Source organism: Brevibacillus parabrevis, assembly GCF_003710905.1.
In the GTDB taxonomy this organism is placed as follows: domain Bacteria; phylum Bacillota; class Bacilli; order Brevibacillales; family Brevibacillaceae; genus Brevibacillus; species Brevibacillus parabrevis.
In genome coordinates, this window is the sequence record NZ_RHHV01000019.1 from 67,431 (window position 1) to 84,727 (window position 17,297).

Below are 17,297 nucleotides of genomic sequence, written 5' to 3' on the forward strand. Positions count from 1 at the left end.
ATCTAGTGCGTTACTCCATTTCAATACGCAAGGCATCCCTATAATTGCCTGCTCCGATTCACTATCATCTCAAAACCACTCTTACATTAGATGTGTCAACAGGACGACATTGACCACATTTTTGACCACACAATTGCATTATTTAATGTGATCATTGATAAGCTTGGATAAATTGCTGATGCAATTAGCTGCAATATAGAACACTTTAATAAAACATGTTCACCTAGAGTTACAACCATCCCGAAACGGCGCATGTGGAGTGCGTAATATTGATGACGTTAAAGGGAGCTTCAAGTTAAGCCCCCTTTAACATCGGATTCCTGAAGTTGTAATGAATTTCAATGCGCCCATCCTCATAGACATATACCTTGTCTATGAGCTTGTGGAGCAACTGTCGGAGTGTTTCTTCATCAGGAATCTCCAATTGAGTAAATAGTTGAATTTCCCTCTGAAAGGCACTGTGACTCGTCTCGGTGTCTTTTTCCTTGGAGAGCAGGTCTTCCAGTTCCATTTTTCTTTGAAGTAGTACCTTGTAGTCTTTATCAATGAACTGGAATTGATCTTCATATGTTGCTTGGTCGATGACTTGGCGGGTGAGGAGTCGCAATAGCTCGTTCTTCTCCCGCCTTAGCGATTCAAGCTCGCGTAAAATTCGTTGTAACTCATCAGTCGCACTAGCCATTTTATTCCCTGCCCTTTTTAATGCAAGCTGTACAAGTGACTTCATATTAAGGGAGTTGGACGCCAGTTCGCGAATATCCATGAGTACTCGCTCCTTTAGAAGTTCATGCTTGATGTAATGCTTCGAGCACTTCTTGCTTCCGTTCTTCTTGTACGTTGCACAGATATAGCCTTTTCTGTCATGCATGTAGTTTAACCCCGCACCACAATCTGGGCAAAAAGCAAGGCGGGCAAAGAGGGATTTGGTGCCGCGACCTCTAAAGACTTTCTCCGCTTTTTTGTTAATCTTCTCTTGGACGGCTTGAAACTCTTCCTTGGTCACAAGGGCTTCATGGGCATTAGGAACAATTATCCATTTATCCTCCTCAAGCACTATCCGCTTCTTGTAGCCTCTCTGTTGATTGCATACCTTGTCTTTAATGTCCACCTTTGACACCCCTTGAACAAGGTCTCCCGTGTAATTCGGGTTCTTCAGAATGATCTTCACTGCTGTATCATGCCATTTGTCTCCCGCATTCTTTGCACCCAATACGGAGCGGGGGGTTGGAATGTTGTGGGCATTTAGATAGTTTGCGATCTTCTGCATTCCCCATCCTTCTTCGAGATACAGGCGAAATATTAGCTTCACTGTCGGAGCGTGTAATGGATTAGGAACAAGTTGTCCCCTAATCTTGTCGTAACCATAAGGCGGGGTACCGTGAAATACACCTTTCCGCGACTTCTCGACAATACCAAAGCTAACATTTGTTGAAATATCTTCACTCTGGCTTTGCGCCAGCATAGAGAAGATGGTTAGTCTCAACTCCCCGTCATCTTCGGATGAATTGTAACCGTCTTTTGCTGATATTACAGTTACCCCAAAACTTTTAAGTTTCCTGACAAGGGTTAGAGAGTCAACAGTATCTCTAGCCCAACGAGAGATTGATTTAATGAGAACAACATCAAATCCTCCCTGCTCTGCATCCCTCATGAGCCTTTGCAGTTCCTTCCGCTTCACGATGCTTGTTCCGCTTTTGCCCTCATCGGCATAAATCCGAACGAGTTCCCAACCTTTTTCCTTTATGAAGTTTTCAAAGAACGATACCTGATTTTCCAAGCTGTCTTTTTGACTATCCAAACCCGTACTTACTCGGGCATAAACCGCGCATCTCATATAAATCCCTCCTGCTTCGATCTATACGAGACGCACTACCAACTGTTAAGGGATTGTAGCACTTAACACCTCAATCTGGAAGTCGTATAGAGAAAGCGAGAATAATTTTTGTTTTTCCTTACATGTACCTCCCCCCGATACCTTGGACTTTGTATTGCCCAGCAATTAGGTGCGGGGGCGTTGTGATACGGACAGGGAAAAATTGACCAACTTTGATGCGGAATGGAGGAGGAAAAGGGATGAGTAAAGTAACGAGAGTGTTTAGTGGTACAGGAAGCATACAGGATTTGATGGAATCAGCCATCTTAACCTGTTGGAATATGGAGAAAAGGAAAAACGATTCTTGTGGCGGGGAGAATGAGGATGCTGTAACACCATCAACAACTACACCAAATTTGAATAAATCGACAAATAAGCCATGATTGATACTGTAAGAATGTATGGAGACTATCTGATTGATTACAACAAGATAGATTCCCTGCCATGGACTCACACCTATACTTATGAGCATCCTGATGACACAGGGATGCTAGGTGAAGTTCGTGAGTATAAAAAGAAAGGCTCTCTGCTGTACATTAAATTTAATGTTAATACTCGTCGCCTACTTGTTGAGGTCTCCATTCCGAAGTATTTGTATGGGAACAATGTACGAATGATTAAGGATAGTGACATACCGATTTTCTTCCGTAAGCTGAACAATCACCTTTGGGAAGCCTTCTACCTTCTTCCCCGCCATGACTCGGCGTATTGGACAGTGACACGAATGGACGTATGCTGGAATTTTCAAGTTGGCGGGGCAGTCAGAGAGTACATTGATGTATTCGGACAAATACACGTTCCAAAATATACGACTAGAGTTTACGGGGATAGAGAAACCGTGGAATGGATGAACAAAAGTATTAGAATGAGTTTTTACGATAAGGAAAGGGAGGTATTGGCAAGGAATGCCTCTAAAGAGATCGTTGAAGCGGCTAACGGGATGTTACGGTTTGAGTGTAACATCAGGAACAGCAGACTACTAAAGAAATTCAGCGCGAACAGATGGGCGGGGGAGCTACTGTGTGAGAAGGTTGCCAAGCAAATACTAGCAACCTATTTACAGAAGATAGGCGTGGACAAAGTATTCCAAACCTCCAATAAACTCGAACAGGCAGACCAACTCATTGATGCCTATGGAATAGTAAAAGCTGAGCAATTGATGGGGTTTATTCTTCTTAATGATCTATACGGACAGGAATTTGTCAGAAAGAGCTATACGCCTTCTACATTGACGAGAAGGATGGACGATTTGAAAAAAGTAGGGATAGCTCCATTCTTTTCAGACAAAGAACTACCCCCACTTGATCTTAGTTTCTTGAATTTGTCCTAGCTTCGCTTTCTCAATAATGCCTAGAAATCGGTGCGTGGTGCGGTTTCTGGGCATTTCCCATGTATTAGCATCCACACCAATACGCATTCTATCCAAAATAGTGGGAAAGGTGCGCTATAGTAATCGTTTATGGAATGGAAGGAATCAACAAATCGAAGTAGAACTATATTTTGGGAGAACTTATAGAATGGAGGCAGTTACATGACAAATGATAAAATTACAAACGAAAGGAATATTTTCTTATTTGGCTTCTTTTTATTGTTAGTTATTGGGGTATCCTTCAGAATTATGCAAATGACTGCTACTGAGGAAATGATCTTAACTATTCAAAGTTTTGCAATTATCGCTACACTGGCTGGAAAGATATTATTTATCTATTTTGTATTTCGACTGTCTCGCTTCCTGAAGCAATCCTGGTGGCTAACTATATTATATTGTGTACTTGCTCCCTTTTCCTTGCTATATTTAATCCCATTTGTCGGCTTGTTGCTTGGTGTTAAACAAGCTCGAAAAAACATAAATGGATACAATGCTTAATTGGGTGGGGAATATGGGAATGGGAATTCTATTGCAAGCTGCATGTTTTGGCTTTGGATTATACGGATGGTTAGGTAAGACAGAGTGGGCTCTCTATGTAACTGCAATATTATTGTTGATTATACTTTTGTTAGGAGTGTCGTCGGGCCAACTAACGAATGGCTTGATTACATATATTATTTTTGGAGTATTTGGTGCCTTTTTTACAACTCCATGGTGGCATGGAGCGGTAATTGCAAATGCAATAGTTGAAGGATTTCAGGTAGTCTTTATGATAATAATGGGAATGTTTATGGCGAAAAAAGATCAAGAAAAAAATATTTAATTTCCACCACTTGATAGTGATTATATAGTTGGTAGTGCATCTCGGTGTTCTAATTGCACACTTTAGTCATGTGGAGTCGGTGACGTTGTAGACTTTGAAATAAGCTAAAAGGCTAACTCCCTTGATTCAATCGGCAATGGGAGTTTAGCCTTTTTCTTTTTGCTGGTGGATCAGACCATTGCGAGAAGCAGATTGGCGCTGACCCCGAGTTTCCTCCAACACAACATTCACCATTCTTTCATTTGTTTGGCAGATTTCAACATGATTTAATGTAGGTAATCAGCAATGAAAGAGGGTGGCCATTTTGTCATCGGTCTTGCTCGTAATCTTCTCCATCAATTTCTCTCTCCTGCTCTTGCACGAGATGGACGCAATCAGGGCCAAAGAATGGAAAATGTTCGCCATCCTGAAAGATATGGACGATGGCCGCGCCTTCAAAGTATTTACCATCCTCCATCTTCCCCTGTATGCCATCTTATTGTATTCGTTTATCAGTCAACAAATCGTTTCCTTCATCATCATAGATGTGTTTCTCATTTTTCACTCGATCATCCACTATTTCTTTGAGAAGCATCCGAACAATAACTTTACGAACACGTATTCAAGATTGCTCATTTATCCAATGGGCGTATTGGGAGTCTTGCATCTGCTCGGGTTAATGCTGTTTTGACCTTACCGCGCCATCCGTCACGTCAAGTCGCGCATACGCCCTCAACACCTGCAGAGTCTGTCAGTTTGCGGTGAAAAATACAAACCAGAAAGGTGGCTAAACCTCTTGAAGCTTCTCGGGTTTAACCACCTTTTTCGTTACTTCATGAACATTCGCCAGCGCAGCAACATGATTTATTGCATCGGATTGGCAAGGTTATTCACGAGAATCTGAGCCTGGTCCCCCAGCTTGATCGTGCCGGGACATTCGACGGCACAAACAATCCCTCTGCGCTTGAATGCCGCTTTTACAAAGCGTCCGGCCAATTTTGGGTGTGCCTCTGCATCGTAATTTTTTTGAATTTCTTCTCCGGGATGGACACAGGGAAGATTTTCTCCCATACAAATAAGACCCGCTCCACTCGGCAGCAGGATTCGCGAGCCCATCGTCAGGCTTGTCAAATCAGGAAATCCGCTTATCAAAAGATTAGCCCCCAGCCACTCGGGCAAAACAAACGGAACTTTCAAGTTTTCGGCGATGATGGCGCAATCCTCTTGGGACACCACCGTGATTTGGCGACGGTTCAAGATTTCGGTTCCACGCGGATACATCGTCTGACGGGAGTCTGCTCCGAAAGTCACGCCAAAATGTCGGTCACCCGGTATGCCTCCGAACTCCAGCTTTGTCTCGGGGATACGGCGTGTGACGAAAGTCTCGGGATTGTCAGCGATAAGTATAGCTTCAACTGATGCTGCGTATGTTTTCATACAATTCTCCTCTCAGTGATCGGCGATTATGCTCCGAATGCTTGCCGCAAATGTTTGAATATTTCCCCCACAGTCTTCTGGCTAACCCCTGTTTCGCCCCATTCCTCACAGTGTATCATGAATGGCTCCTTTTTTAGGAAGAAAAAGCATAATCGTGAAACGATACTCCTCCCTAAGACTGATACAAAATTACATCGGGTGCAGGATGTCCCTCCAACAAATTGGTATATTATGGATTCATATGCATTATTCATGGAGGGCACTCAATGAAACAGCTAATCCAATTCAAAGCCGTCACAAAAGAATACAAAATCGGCGAAGTCCCGATCAAGGCGCTAAACGGGGTTGATTTTTCCATCGCGGAAGGCGAATTTGTCGTGGTTCTAGGGGCAAGTGGCGCGGGAAAAAGCACGATTTTGAACATACTTGGCGGCATGGATACCGCTACTTCTGGCCAGGTGTTTGTCGGCAACCAAGAAATTACGAGATTCGACGAGACAAAACTAACGCAGTACCGGGCTGAAAAAGTTGGCTTTGTGTTTCAATTTTACAACCTGATCCCCAACTTAACTGCGTTGGAAAACGTTGAATTTGCCACGGAAGTATGCAAAAACCATCTGAAGGCCAAAGACATTTTGCAACTGGTCGGATTAGGCCATCGGCTCAAAAACTTCCCTTCCCAGCTCTCTGGCGGCGAACAGCAAAGAGTTGCCATTGCCAGGGCTGTTGCGAAAAACCCGCTGCTGCTGCTCTGCGATGAACCGACTGGGGCTTTGGACTATGAGACGGGCAAATCCGTCCTGAAACTCCTGCAAAATTTGAACCAGGAAACCAAAAAGTGCGTCGTGCTGGTCACGCATAATTCTGCAATCGCGCCGATGGCCGATAAAATCATCAAGGTAAAAAGCGGAATGATCGAGAGCGTGACCGTTAATCATCGCAAACAAAGCGTTGAAGGGATCGAGTGGTGATGATGAAATTATTTTGGAAGCTAACAAGGGATATCAGGCAATCCATCGGTCAATTTATCGCCTTGGTCTTGGTAGTAGCGGTTGGAGCTTTTTTCTATGCGGGGCTGACCACGTACAGCGATAATCTGAGCGCTTTTGTGAACAGCTATTTCAAAGAACATCATGTAAGCGATTTATATGTGTCGTACAAACAAATCTCCAAAGACGAGTTGGCCGATTTAAGCAGCATTGCCGGAATCAAGAAAATCGAAGGACGCTACACCTTTGACGCCACACAAGTGATTGCAGGTCATAACACCTCGCTAAAAATTCACTCCATCCCTGTGCGAAATGAAATAAACACGCCCACTTTGATTGCAGGGCGTATCCCGGACAAAAAGAATGAAATCATGCTAGACTCCCATTACGCCAAAGAAAATCAGCTGCAGATCGGTGAGCAAATCCATTTGCGTGCGAACGAAAAAAGTGTGAGCTTTACCATCAGCGGCTTGGGCGAGAACGTCGAGCATGCGAAAAAGAACGACATTCAAGATCATCAAGCGTACGGAATCGGCTATATTGCCGAAGCGACGATACCCGAAATCGCAGGCGGCTTTTCTTACAATGAGGTGATGATCGATGCGCAGGATGGCTACGATATCGACAGCTTGGGCAAATCTATCGAAGCGCAGTCCAGCCACCTTGCTTATGTGGATCAAATCAGTAAAGAGCGGACTTTCAGCTACTCAAAAATTAATCAGACGATTCACAACAACAAATTAATGAGCAAAGTTATCCCTTTTGTACTGTTTTTGATTGAAGCTATTATTCTTTTTCTGACCATGTCGAGACTGATTGATTCGCAAAGAAATCAAGTTGGCATTATGAAAGCCTTGGGTGTCCCGACAAGAACGATCATGCTTCATTACATGGGGTATCCCGTCCTGGTCGCTATCGCAGGTTCCATCATCGGTTGCGTCGTTGCCGCTATTGTTTTCGTTCCCTTAGTAACTGCTTCGAGCGCGCGAGCCTACTCTCTGCCTGGTATCACCTACTCCATGTCTGTTTTTTCTGTCCTCCCGCCCCTCCTCTTTTCCAGTGTTTTTGGCATGTTGTCCTGTTATTTGAGTGGCAGAAGCATTTTAAAAGAACGCGTAGCCGAAGCCATGCGTCCCAAACCGCCCAAAACGATGCAACAACTGTGGATAGAAAGGTTCCCGGGTGTTTGGAATCGGCTGTCCTACAGCTACAAGCTCATTTTGCGTAATATATTTTTAAACAAGCAAAAGGCTTTGGCAAGCTCGATTGGCGTTGTGATCAGCACGGTGTTACTGATCGCTGCTTTCGGCACGCAGACAGCTTTGCTGCAAGTAGCAAGCCAAATCGAAGAGGTTTACACGTACGATTTGCGCGTCGATTTTGCAAAAGGCACGTCTCTAGAACAGCTAAAGTTGCCTCCTGGCAGCAAAAGCGGCTATTTTTTGGCAACTTTTCCTGTTGCGTTTAGAAAAGGCACTGAAACAGAAAATGCCACTTTCGTTGTTACGGAAAAGAGCAACAGCCTGCTTCATTTCTTCGACGAAAACGGGAATAAAATTTCTCTGGAAGATCACGGCGTTCTCGTACCCAAATCGTACGCGGACAAATACCGTATTTCCGAAGGCGATACCATCCAAGTGCAATTCACCGCACCCGAGTTGAAAAAAATGTGGGTAGATATGAAGGTTTTACATGTATCAACACAGTATTCGAATCCGGCGTTTTATAGCACGCCAGCCTATTTGCAGAGCTTTGGCATAGACTACAGCCCGAACACGCTTTTGGTGGAAGGAGCCAGCCCGACAAACCTGGCAACGGTTCGCACCTTTTTTGAGCAGGATCATCGGGTAGATGCGATTGCGGATAAAAACGATCTGAAGAAATCGGCACAATATATTTTGCAGCAAAACAGTTTTGTCTTTATCCTGTTTATCGTTTGCGCGATCATCCTGTCTTTTGGCGCGATCTACACCATATCCTCCATCAACATTTACGAACGGAACCGCGAGCTTGCGACCTTGAAAGTATTGGGCTATCCGAAACATAAAATCAACCGGCTGATCTTTTGGGAAAACATGATCCTGACCGCCTTTGCGGTCATTGTCGCTCTGCCGCTCAGCGGCTATGTTTATCGGATGATCGTGAAAGCACTGTCCAGCAGCCATCAACAGATTCCTGATCAATTGAATGTATTTGTGCTAGTCGCTTCTGTTGCGCTTGCGTTTTTGCTTACGCTTTTGTCTAACTTGCTGCTGAAACGGAAGGTTGGCAGGATTGATATGATCGGGTCGTTGAAGAGTGTGGAGTAGCTTGAGAACGCACTGCAATAGGTAGGGCAAATTAGAAGCCTAGACTACTCAGGTTTCTTTTTTGTCATTTTACAGAGGGTATGGAAGATTTTTGGCGAAATAAGGTAAATTAGACCATATCTTATAGAGGAGACAACTATGATTTACATTTTAATCAGTATTATTGTTATTGCTCTAATTTTAATCGTGTTTTTCATAAGCAGGAAACGGACACAAAGCCCAATCACGCAGCCTTTTAAAAAGGAAATCGATCCTTTACTTATCGATATCAATCACATTGATCAAATGGAAGATGGTTCGGAATTTGAGATGTATTTATATCGATTGTTCCTAGCTTTGAACTACAAAGGCGTTTATAAGACGATTGGAAAAGGCGACTTTGGCGCCGATCTAGTTTTCACTGATCGCTCAGGCATTCGAAATGTCATTCAAGCCAAAAGGTACAGCATCGATAACCACGTAGGGCTCGACGCTGTACAGCAAATTTACACTTCTATGCGGTACTACAAAGCAAAAAAATCGATTGTAATTACTTCTTCAAGCTTCACAGGTCCAAGTGAAACGCTTGCAGGAGTTAACTATGTTAAATTAATTGATCGCCATGATCTCATTAAAATGATTCAATTATTCAAAGCAGGAGAGATCGAAAAGGTAAAAGATATAATTGAAGCTGAACCGCGCGTTATTTTAGAGTCGTGGTCAGAATATACAAACGATGCTACCGAAATGAAGAAAGATAAAAAAGCCGAAAAAATGGTGTTAAATCGTTAAAAGCCCAAGCACGATCCCCTGCTTGGGCTTTCGCACACAGCTTTTCTTTCCTCCCGGCAAACACCCCATCACTTCCGATACTTCGCCACCAGCATATCCGCGATTTCTTCGGCTTGGGCAATCGTCGTGATCGGGTCCCAATAGGAGTAGCGCTCCGATTCGAACCAGTAGACCTTGCCTTCTTTGACCGCTTTCAACTGCTTCCACATCGGGTTCGATTCAAACTGGCGGTTGTCTTTGCCACTGACGATAAAAATGTGGTCGCCAGCGTATTTGTCCAGCACTTCCTCGGAGATGGACAGTTGCTGGGTGTCGCCCCACAGCTCCTGCTTCACGATCGGTGGCGGGTTCAACTGCAAAATATCGTAGATCGCCTGTCCACCCCTGCCCCATCTGTTGCCGAGAATGCGGAAGTCGGATTCCCAGCGCATGAGCGCAAAAGTCTCTCCGGCGGGGAACAGCCCCTCGACTTTCTTTTTCGCTGCTTCTGCCCGGCGGTCGTATTCGGCCAGCCACGCTTCCGCCTCGGCTTCACGCCCCAACAGCTTGCCGTAATAGCGGACTTCCTCATGATCGTTTTTGAACGTCCCGAACGGAACGGCAACGGTAGGGGCAATTTTCGCGTACTTCTCGTATTCGCTCTTGTCGTTCGTATCAATAATAATCAGGTCGGGAGACAAAGCAACGACTTTTTCCAGCGATACCGTCCATTCCTCACCGATGCTTTCGACACCAGCCACATCCTGGGAGATGAACGGGTTGTCAATGTAAGGCTTTAGTGCGCCGACTGGTGTTACTCCCACAGCTAAAATCGACGACAACAAATTGTTCGTGACAATTCGGTTCGCCTTGGCGGGAATCACTACGTCTCCGAAAATCGTGCTGACCGTTTTCGTTTGCGCCACCGCCTGCTCTGCCGATTTTGTCTGCGCCTCTGCACTGCTCGCGTTTTGACTGCTGACAGGCTGGGCATTCAGGCTTGCCCCGCCCGAGCACGCGGACAGGAACAGCAGCAGGCTCAACAGTCCGGTTAAAGGCAAGGAAGATCTCGTCATTTTGTACATGGAAGAAGGGTCCTTTCTTTTCACAAGATAATGATAATGATTCTCGTTATTAACATCATCAATATACCAGTGAGCCGAAAGTGGGACAATAGACGATTCTGACCTTGCAGATGGATTATGCTGACGTTGGGACATTTTAAATTCGATTGGCGACAGTCCTGTGCGTTTTTTGAACAACCGGCTGAAATAATACACATCCTCGTACCCGATCCGCGAGGAAATTTCTTGCAAGGAAGCGTCTGTTTGCGAAAGCCATGTTTTCGCTTGCTGAATGCGAATCTGAATCACGTATTCGATGACGCTTGTTCCTGTGCGACTTTTGAAGCGTCTTGCCATGTATCCAGGACTCAAACCGAACATGTCTGCCAGAAACTCGACTGTGATCGGTTGGGCAAAATGCGTTTTCATATACGTCATGGCTTGTGTGACGGGATCGGTTGTCGTGACTCGGTTGTGATCGTCCCGCAGTTGTCCGTATACTTCCAACAGAAATTGATAGAACAACGACTTGATCCGCAATTTTTCCCATTGGCCCTCTTGCCCGACAAGTCCCTGCATATTTTGAACGATATCAAGCAACGCGAGAGGGGAACGCGGCTCCATGGCAAATGGGGCATGAAAAGGCCGATGTTGTTCCAATGCCTGAAGCAGCTCGCTTTTGCAGGAGAGCGGCATTGTCGCCTTGTAGCAAATCAGATAGTATTCCAGTGCCTCAAGCGTCTGGACGATCTCCAGTTGTGTCCCTTTGCCACCGTGCACAACCTTGAACGGTGCAAACATTTGCAAAACCCCGTCCACGGCTGCATAGGCGCGTCCACGAGTGACCAGGAGAAAAAAGCTGGCGGGCAGCCTGTAGGCAGATCGCTTCTCGTGCGGGTCCAGCATCACCTGCCGGACATCCAGTATTTTGACAGTAGCGTGATCCCAAAGCCGCAAATGCTCGTCTATATCCACCAAGGCCCCTCCCCTCAAGTCCACTCGTGTTTCTGTCTGTTTTGCTTCTTAGTCTACTAGACCTTAGCCAGCGCTGTCCAATTGATTGTAGCAGCAGCTGATTGGCTGCTTGCATCGCCCAACACAAAGAACAGGCCAAGCACCGTTGGAAGCGGGGGCTTAGCCTTTTTCTGCATGCATACTTATAGCCTTACAGATTTTCACCAAAGAACGCCGTCAATTTCGTTACCGCTTGCGCGACATACTCAGGAATGTCGTACATCGCGATATGTGTTGCGCCGTCTACCCAAAAGAGTTCTTTCGGCCCATTCGACAAAGCGAAAAATTGCTCGCTGTAGCTGCGCGTATCTGCTTCGCTTCCTGCAATCAACAGGAGCGGCTGCGTCAAAAAGGTGCCGATATTGGTCGTTGCCGAGAACGCCATGAGCTTGTCGAGACTGCTGAACAGGAAGCGGTTTGTAGAATTTGGGTGTTGCGCACGAGGAGTCCGGTAGTAGTCGTAAGCTTCCTGCATGAGCACGGAAGTTGCTTGCGCTCTTTCTTCAAGCGAGTTCGGCGCCCAGTGCAAAAACATCGCTTCGGTGCCTGTTGCTTCTGCCGTGCGCTGTTTCCCTACTGCTTCGAGTGTTTGCAATGCCGCGGCACTGTCTTCCCCGCGGAACATCGCACCGATATCGACCGCACTGACCGTCGTCACCGCTTTGATCCGGCGTTCTGTTTGCGCCGCCGCTACGGCATAACCGCCGCCTGCGCAGATGCCAAGCGCCCCGATTTTTTCCGCATCGACAAACGGAAGCGTGGTCAAATAATCTACCGCGCTGCGAACATCCTCCACTCTGGCAAAAGGATCTTCCAACAGGCGCGGCTCGCCACCGCTTTCCCCTTGATAAGACGCATCAAATGCCAGTGCAACATATCCTTGCTCGGCAAGCTTTTGTGCATACAGGCCAGCCGTTTGTTCCTTGACGCCTCCGCCTGGATGCACAGTCACGACCGCAGCATACTTTTTCGCTTCGTCAAAATCGGTTGGCAAGTACAGATCGCCTGCCATATGCAAAAGACCATTTTTAAAAGTGATCGATGTTTTCATGTCGAAGTCTCCTTATCGTTCGTCTATTATAGAAGGTTTTTATTTGAATACAGTCAAGCTCTTCCAGCGCCCTTCCTTCCGTCAGTAACTTTCGTGCGGCAAAAGATAATAAACGTTGATATATTATTAAACATATGTCTATTATTATAAATATGTCTAGCAAATCTACAATTGTTAGATTCCTGCCGTTTGTTTAGTACTGAACAAATCGATATCATTTGTACATGATCGATAGAAAGATGGGTGACAACTCATGGCGAAGGTGGATAGACGCATCCTCAAAACACAAGAAGCCGTAAAAAAAGCGGTCATTGAGCTGATGGCGGAAAAAAGTTTCGATGCCATTACCATTCAGGACATTTCCGACAAAGCCAACGTAAGCCGGGGCACGATCTACCTGCACTACATGGACAAGTACGACTTGCTGGACAAGCTGATCGAGGCCCACATCGAACAGCTCCGGACACTGTGCGAATCTTCTTCCGAACTGGAGTTTATCGAAGCCACCGAAATCTGGAGCAGATACTTTGAAGAACACTACGCTTTCTTTTCGCTGATGCTCACCAGTAAAGGAGCACCTTATTTCCGCACGCGATTTCTGGACTATCTCATTGATGAAGTAAAAAAAGAAGTGAATGTAACCGAGGGGAAAAATCAGGGGTTTGATCAAGGAGTGATCATTCAGTTTGTAGCTTCCGCCCTGGTCGGGCTGGTGGAATGGTGGTTTGCAAATAATCGGCCTGTCTCGCAAAAGGTTTTGGCTGAACAAATGGGGAGATTGTTGGAGCGGAATTTGTGAGGAAGCGACTTGAAAATGTTGCTGCTGGCTCCTGCGCAGGTCGCCCGTATCCACTCTTGCCCTTGCAGCTATAAGAAAAAGGGAAAAGCAGAAGCCGTCCTCCTGCCTTTCCCTTTTTCTCTGCCAAACTCAATTGCGGCTGGCGTGAAGCTCATCCAGCCATTTCTCAAATTTATTTCCGCTCCATATCTCGTGCGTAACAAACTCTCCGTTGTAGAACAAGCCGAAGGTCGTCCATATCGTAGGGGCTTGTTGCGCCTCTGCCCTGGTGGTAATCCGCTCAGCACGGAAAGGAACATTTTTTCGGCTCGCCACTTTCGCAAGCTCATCCAATACGCCCACAGCAAACGGACATTGCGCCGTGTAGAAAATGACCACGCCTTTCTGCTGTAAAAAAAGCGGTTCCCGCTTCGCAAAAGCTGGAGCGGCAGCCTGCTCGTTCCACTTCCAAGCCAACAATTGAAAATACGGCTCCGCTTCGTCGACGACCGCGAATCCCATATGTGTAAAGAAACGCTTCTCGCTTAAATACGGGTAATTTTTCCGCCCCGCGACATGCACGATGCCGTCCATCCCTCGGCTGACGGCATCCGCTCTGCAATGATCCAGCAACTGCTTGGCGTATCCTTTGCCTTTATACCTGCCTGAAACCCACAAACAGTTGATATACATGTAATTGGGCGCTTCAATCGGTGCCCAGGCCATTTCCGCAGGCAAGTATTCAATAAAAACCTTCGCCCGTTCGTTCAGGCGGTAAAAAACGAGCCCTTCTTCCATGCGCGCGGTCAGCCAGTCCTTTTTTTCCGCAACTGCCTGCTCGTATTGTTTGGCACCCAATGCACAGCAGATGTGTTCAGACTCTATGTTATGTTTCGTCAATGACAGAAACTCCACCGTAATCCGCCTCCCTTGTTTCGCTCCTCATCCATGAGTGGCTAGTCACGAAATGAAAGACTAGAACGAAAAGCGATATGGAAATACAGGGATATTTTAACATAGAGCGAAGCCATCTGAAATCTGCTGCGCAAAGACACGGGGCACCGCGAAATCAATCCATCCATGTATGCTGGAGGGGAACCATCTGCCCGCATTCCCCCAATGCCCTTTCGATACTTCGACAAGCTCAGAATGCTCCAGGTTGTACTTGTCCACTCCCGCCTGCTCTTCCACCAACACTCTCTTCTTCTTCGCCTCAACCTGCGGATCGGGAATCGGAATCACCGCCAACAAAGTCTTCGTATATTCATGCCGATGACGACGTGATTACGTCCAAAGGGTCGAGCCTTTCCCTCAAGTATTGAACTATTTGGCTCACCAGTCGGGAGGCATCGTATCCAAGCAGCAAGTCGAGAAAATCAACACGTACGACGTGGCCACTTTTGATAAAAACAAAGACATCCCGTATGGCGATCAAAATACGGTAACGGAAGGCGACAAGTACAACAACACGCTGTATGCAAGCGGCCCGTATATTTTGGCTTACAAAAACGACTACGAAGGCGTCTTCTACAAAAACCCTGGCTACATGAAGGGCACCGAGCATGAACCGCGAGTCTCGCAAATTACCGTCCGCTTTATCAAGGATGCAGACAGCTCGCTTTCCGCCCTGCGCAGCGGCGAAATTCATGTGTACTACGGCGTGCCGGAAACGAAGTACGATATTGTCAAAGGCGAAAGCAAGCTGAAGCTGCAAACTCTGCCAAGCAACGGCGTGACGTATTTGCTGTTCAACACGAAAAACCGGGAAGTCGCCAAAAGCGAGGATTTGCGAAAAGCTGTGCTTTATTCGATCAATCAGGATGAAATCTTACAGTTCTATAAAAACAACAAACTCAAAGCTTTCTCGACCGTCAGCCCGCTCGTGAAAACAGGCAATGAGCTGAAAGCCGATCCGACAAAAGTGAAGGAGTACCTGACCAAGTATATTGAAAGCGTGAAAAAATAAACGGCGCGATAGGCTGATCGTTTCCCTTTATACCTTTATATATAGAAGTAACCGACTCGCTGGACTTTGGCGGACGGTTACTTCTTGTTTTTTTGAGACACATGGAATGCCGCGCCCTCATTGCAGAGGAAACATCCGCTTCCCGGCAGCCAGGCATTTTCAACCAGTGGCAGCACTTCCCGCCATAATACACCGCTCCCCCTCTTTCCCCTCCTATGTTACTATGTGAGGTATACCTGCCTACTAACAAAGGACAACTGGAATGGAGACACGATCTTGAAAACATTTAAAAAAGTTTATATAGAGATCACGAGTATTTGCAATCTCGCCTGTACGTTCTGTCCGCCGACCGAGCGCAAGGCTACGTTTATCTCGGTGGAAAACTTCGCAAAACGGCTGGATGAGATCAAGCCGCATACCCGGCATATTTACTTGCATGTAAAAGGAGAGCCGCTCCTGCATCCCAAAATCGACGAGATGCTCGACGTGAGCCACGAAAAAGGCTTCAAGGTCAACATCACGACCAACGGCACATTGATCGCGAAAAATCGGCATAAGCTGTTGGGGAAGCCTGCCCTGCGGCAAATGAACTTCTCCCTGCACAGCTTTGACGGCCATATCGGTTCCACCGACCGCGAAGGCTACTTGCGGGAAATTCTCTCTTTTGTCCGCGATGCTGCGGAACACAACGTCATCTTTTCCTTTCGCCTCTGGAATTTGACCCAGGACAACATCACGAACATTCAAAAGAGCAGAAACCGCCAGACGCTGGAGATGATTGAAAAAGAGTTTGGCCTGGACTACCAGATTGAAGAAAAAGTCGTGCCCGGCAGCGGCGTAAAAATCGCCGAGCGCGTATATTTGAATCAGGATCACGAGTTTCAGTGGCCAAGCATGACAGCTCCAAGCGACGAGGGCCGCGGCTTTTGCCACGCGCTGCGCAGTCAGGCTGCCATTCTTGTCGACGGGACAGTCGTTCCTTGCTGTCTAGACGGCGAAGGAGTCATCAAGCTGGGCAACATTCAGCAGACAACGTTTACCGATATTGTGGAAGGCGAGCGGGCCAATGCCATCGTCGAAGGGTTTTCACGGAGGGAAGCTGTCGAGGAATTGTGCAAACGCTGTGGGTATCGCCAGCGTTTTGGCGCATAAACACTTATCCGGATACGGATCAGAAGGGGCGATTCGATGAATTTCACAATGCGTGAGGCTACCCGAATGCTGGAGCGCACACCGCAGACGTTGCAGCATACTCTCGGAGGACTTTCGAGCGAATGGCTCAACTGCACGGAAGGCGAAAATACGTGGAGCCCGCTACAAGTTCTGGAGCACCTGATCGAAGCGGAACGAACGAATTGGATACCGAGACTGGAACATCTTTTGCTCGCGGGCGAGAGCGAGCCGTTCCCTCCGTTTGACCGTTTTGCCCATCTGAACAATCAGGCCGAGACATCTTTGGAAGAAAAATTGCAGGACTTCAAGACGATTCGCCTGCAAAATATCGCCAGACTGACCGAGCTGATTGATCCCGACCAGCATCTGGAGCTGACCGGCTTGCACCCGGCATTCGGTCCGGTAAAAGCGCGGGAGCTGATCTCCACCTGGGTCGTCCACGACTTGACGCACATCGCCCAAATCGTTCGCGTGATGGCAAAACGATACACGACAGACGTAGGCCCGTGGAAAGAGTACCTCGGTATTTTGCAGGACAAATAACGGAAAACTTTTTCGTGAGGGGGAGCCGTTCCCCCTCTTTTTTCATGACTCACTCTCTGATCGGAATGTTTTCCATTCTTTCACAACGGCTTCCGCTCTATGTTAAAATGCTAGTTAGTTTCCAACACCCGATGGCTTCAGACAGCCTTGCACCATGCACGCATCATCGAGTCTGATCA

17 protein-coding genes and 1 pseudogene are annotated in these 17,297 nt (G+C 46.7%); 12 read left to right on the forward strand and 6 right to left on the reverse strand.

What is annotated here, in order from left to right; translation table 11 throughout:
• Window positions 1-295: 295 nt before the first annotated feature.
• Entirely contained in the window at window positions 296-1,834 is a 1,539-nt protein-coding gene (locus tag EDM60_RS23935; protein ID WP_122966180.1) for a recombinase family protein, read from the reverse strand.
• 239 nt (window positions 1,835-2,073) lie between these two features.
• On the opposite strand from EDM60_RS23935, the gene EDM60_RS28425 reads away from it, so the two are divergent.
• The 5 genes from EDM60_RS28425 to EDM60_RS23955 all read left to right on the forward strand — a co-directional run bounded on the left by EDM60_RS28425 (window position 2,074) and on the right by EDM60_RS23955 (window position 4,735).
• Complete coding sequence (locus tag EDM60_RS28425; protein WP_141254134.1) at window positions 2,074-2,256, forward strand: hypothetical protein; 183 nt, start codon at window positions 2,074-2,076, stop codon at window positions 2,254-2,256.
• A complete protein-coding gene (locus EDM60_RS23940) occupies window positions 2,253-3,203 on the forward strand; it encodes a phage/plasmid replication domain-containing protein (RefSeq protein ID WP_141254132.1) in 951 nt (316 codons plus the stop codon). The genes EDM60_RS28425 and EDM60_RS23940 overlap by 4 nt, the downstream gene beginning before the upstream one ends.
• Window positions 3,204-3,404: 201 nt before the next feature.
• Window positions 3,405-3,740, forward strand: coding sequence for a hypothetical protein (locus tag EDM60_RS23945; RefSeq protein WP_122966182.1), 336 nt, complete (start codon window positions 3,405-3,407; stop codon window positions 3,738-3,740).
• A 13-nt stretch (window positions 3,741-3,753) separates the two neighbouring features.
• Window positions 3,754-4,065 (forward strand): hypothetical protein, encoded by a 312-nt coding sequence (locus tag EDM60_RS23950; RefSeq protein ID WP_141254130.1) that lies wholly within the window; start codon window positions 3,754-3,756, stop codon window positions 4,063-4,065.
• A 304-nt stretch (window positions 4,066-4,369) separates the two neighbouring features.
• Entirely contained in the window at window positions 4,370-4,735 is a 366-nt protein-coding gene (locus tag EDM60_RS23955) for a DUF6713 family protein (protein WP_122966184.1), read from the forward strand.
• Window positions 4,736-4,908: 173 nt separating this feature from the next.
• On the opposite strand, the gene EDM60_RS23960 is transcribed toward EDM60_RS23955, so the two are convergent.
• Window positions 4,909-5,481, reverse strand: a complete 573-nt coding sequence (locus EDM60_RS23960; RefSeq protein WP_122966185.1) for an MOSC domain-containing protein — start codon at window positions 5,479-5,481, stop codon at window positions 4,909-4,911.
• Window positions 5,482-5,747: 266 nt separating this feature from the next.
• Between EDM60_RS23960 and EDM60_RS23965 the strand changes: the two genes are divergently transcribed.
• The 3 genes from EDM60_RS23965 (at window position 5,748) to EDM60_RS23975 (ending at window position 9,550) form a co-directional block, all read left to right on the forward strand.
• The gene (locus tag EDM60_RS23965; protein ID WP_122966186.1) at window positions 5,748-6,452 is read left to right on the forward strand and encodes an ABC transporter ATP-binding protein; all 705 of its coding nucleotides are present in this window, start codon (window positions 5,748-5,750) and stop codon (window positions 6,450-6,452) included.
• Window positions 6,452-8,779, forward strand: coding sequence for an ABC transporter permease (locus EDM60_RS23970; RefSeq protein WP_409362247.1), 2,328 nt, complete (start codon window positions 6,452-6,454; stop codon window positions 8,777-8,779). The genes EDM60_RS23965 and EDM60_RS23970 overlap by 1 nt, the downstream gene beginning before the upstream one ends.
• 138 nt (window positions 8,780-8,917) lie before the next feature.
• Window positions 8,918-9,550, forward strand: a complete 633-nt coding sequence (locus tag EDM60_RS23975) for a restriction endonuclease (RefSeq protein WP_174769203.1) — start codon at window positions 8,918-8,920, stop codon at window positions 9,548-9,550.
• A gap of 68 nt (window positions 9,551-9,618) precedes the next feature.
• Here the strand turns inward: EDM60_RS23975 and EDM60_RS23980 are convergent, their stop codons facing one another.
• Complete coding sequence (locus EDM60_RS23980) at window positions 9,619-11,568, reverse strand: AraC family transcriptional regulator (RefSeq protein ID WP_122966187.1); 1,950 nt, start codon at window positions 11,566-11,568, stop codon at window positions 9,619-9,621.
• Between the two features lie 190 nt (window positions 11,569-11,758).
• Window positions 11,759-12,658, reverse strand: coding sequence for an alpha/beta hydrolase (locus EDM60_RS23985; RefSeq protein WP_122966188.1), 900 nt, complete (start codon window positions 12,656-12,658; stop codon window positions 11,759-11,761).
• Window positions 12,659-12,911: 253 nt separating this feature from the next.
• Between EDM60_RS23985 and EDM60_RS23990 the strand changes: the two genes are divergently transcribed.
• Entirely contained in the window at window positions 12,912-13,457 is a 546-nt protein-coding gene (locus EDM60_RS23990; RefSeq protein ID WP_122966189.1) for a TetR/AcrR family transcriptional regulator, read from the forward strand.
• Window positions 13,458-13,586: 129 nt separating this feature from the next.
• Here the strand turns inward: EDM60_RS23990 and EDM60_RS23995 are convergent, their stop codons facing one another.
• Entirely contained in the window at window positions 13,587-14,351 is a 765-nt protein-coding gene (locus EDM60_RS23995) for a GNAT family N-acetyltransferase (RefSeq protein ID WP_122966190.1), read from the reverse strand.
• A gap of 96 nt (window positions 14,352-14,447) precedes the next feature.
• Window positions 14,448-14,684, reverse strand: coding sequence for a hypothetical protein (locus EDM60_RS29270; RefSeq protein WP_229049829.1), 237 nt, complete (start codon window positions 14,682-14,684; stop codon window positions 14,448-14,450).
• Window positions 14,685-14,736: 52 nt separating this feature from the next.
• Between EDM60_RS29270 and EDM60_RS24005 the strand changes: the two are divergent.
• The 3 genes and pseudogenes from EDM60_RS24005 to EDM60_RS24015 all read left to right on the forward strand — a co-directional run.
• Window positions 14,737-15,402 (forward strand): annotated as a pseudogene (locus EDM60_RS24005) (ABC transporter substrate-binding protein); the annotation flags it as partial.
• A 276-nt stretch (window positions 15,403-15,678) separates the two neighbouring features.
• Window positions 15,679-16,554: a radical SAM/SPASM domain-containing protein gene (locus tag EDM60_RS24010; RefSeq protein ID WP_122966191.1), complete on the forward strand. Its 876-nt coding sequence runs from the start codon at window positions 15,679-15,681 to the stop codon at window positions 16,552-16,554.
• 36 nt (window positions 16,555-16,590) lie between these two features.
• Entirely contained in the window at window positions 16,591-17,118 is a 528-nt protein-coding gene (locus EDM60_RS24015) for a DinB family protein (RefSeq protein WP_122966192.1), read from the forward strand.
• Window positions 17,119-17,297: the final 179 nt, after the last annotated feature.

Coding starts and splice junctions, on each gene's coding strand:
- EDM60_RS23935 (WP_122966180.1), bottom strand. CDS start 1,834: ATGAGATGCGCGGTTTATGCCCGAGTAAGTACGGGTTTGGATAGTCAA.
- EDM60_RS28425 (WP_141254134.1), top strand. CDS start 2,074: ATGAGTAAAGTAACGAGAGTGTTTAGTGGTACAGGAAGCATACAGGAT.
- EDM60_RS23940 (WP_141254132.1), top strand. CDS start 2,253: ATGATTGATACTGTAAGAATGTATGGAGACTATCTGATTGATTACAAC.
- EDM60_RS23945 (WP_122966182.1), top strand. CDS start 3,405: ATGACAAATGATAAAATTACAAACGAAAGGAATATTTTCTTATTTGGC.
- EDM60_RS23950 (WP_141254130.1), top strand. CDS start 3,754: ATGGGAATGGGAATTCTATTGCAAGCTGCATGTTTTGGCTTTGGATTA.
- EDM60_RS23960 (WP_122966185.1), bottom strand. CDS start 5,481: ATGAAAACATACGCAGCATCAGTTGAAGCTATACTTATCGCTGACAAT.
- EDM60_RS23965 (WP_122966186.1), top strand. CDS start 5,748: ATGAAACAGCTAATCCAATTCAAAGCCGTCACAAAAGAATACAAAATC.
- EDM60_RS23970 (WP_409362247.1), top strand. CDS start 6,452: ATGATGAAATTATTTTGGAAGCTAACAAGGGATATCAGGCAATCCATC.
- EDM60_RS23975 (WP_174769203.1), top strand. CDS start 8,918: ATGATTTACATTTTAATCAGTATTATTGTTATTGCTCTAATTTTAATC.
- EDM60_RS23985 (WP_122966188.1), bottom strand. CDS start 12,658: ATGAAAACATCGATCACTTTTAAAAATGGTCTTTTGCATATGGCAGGC.
- EDM60_RS23990 (WP_122966189.1), top strand. CDS start 12,912: ATGGCGAAGGTGGATAGACGCATCCTCAAAACACAAGAAGCCGTAAAA.
- EDM60_RS24015 (WP_122966192.1), top strand. CDS start 16,591: ATGAATTTCACAATGCGTGAGGCTACCCGAATGCTGGAGCGCACACCG.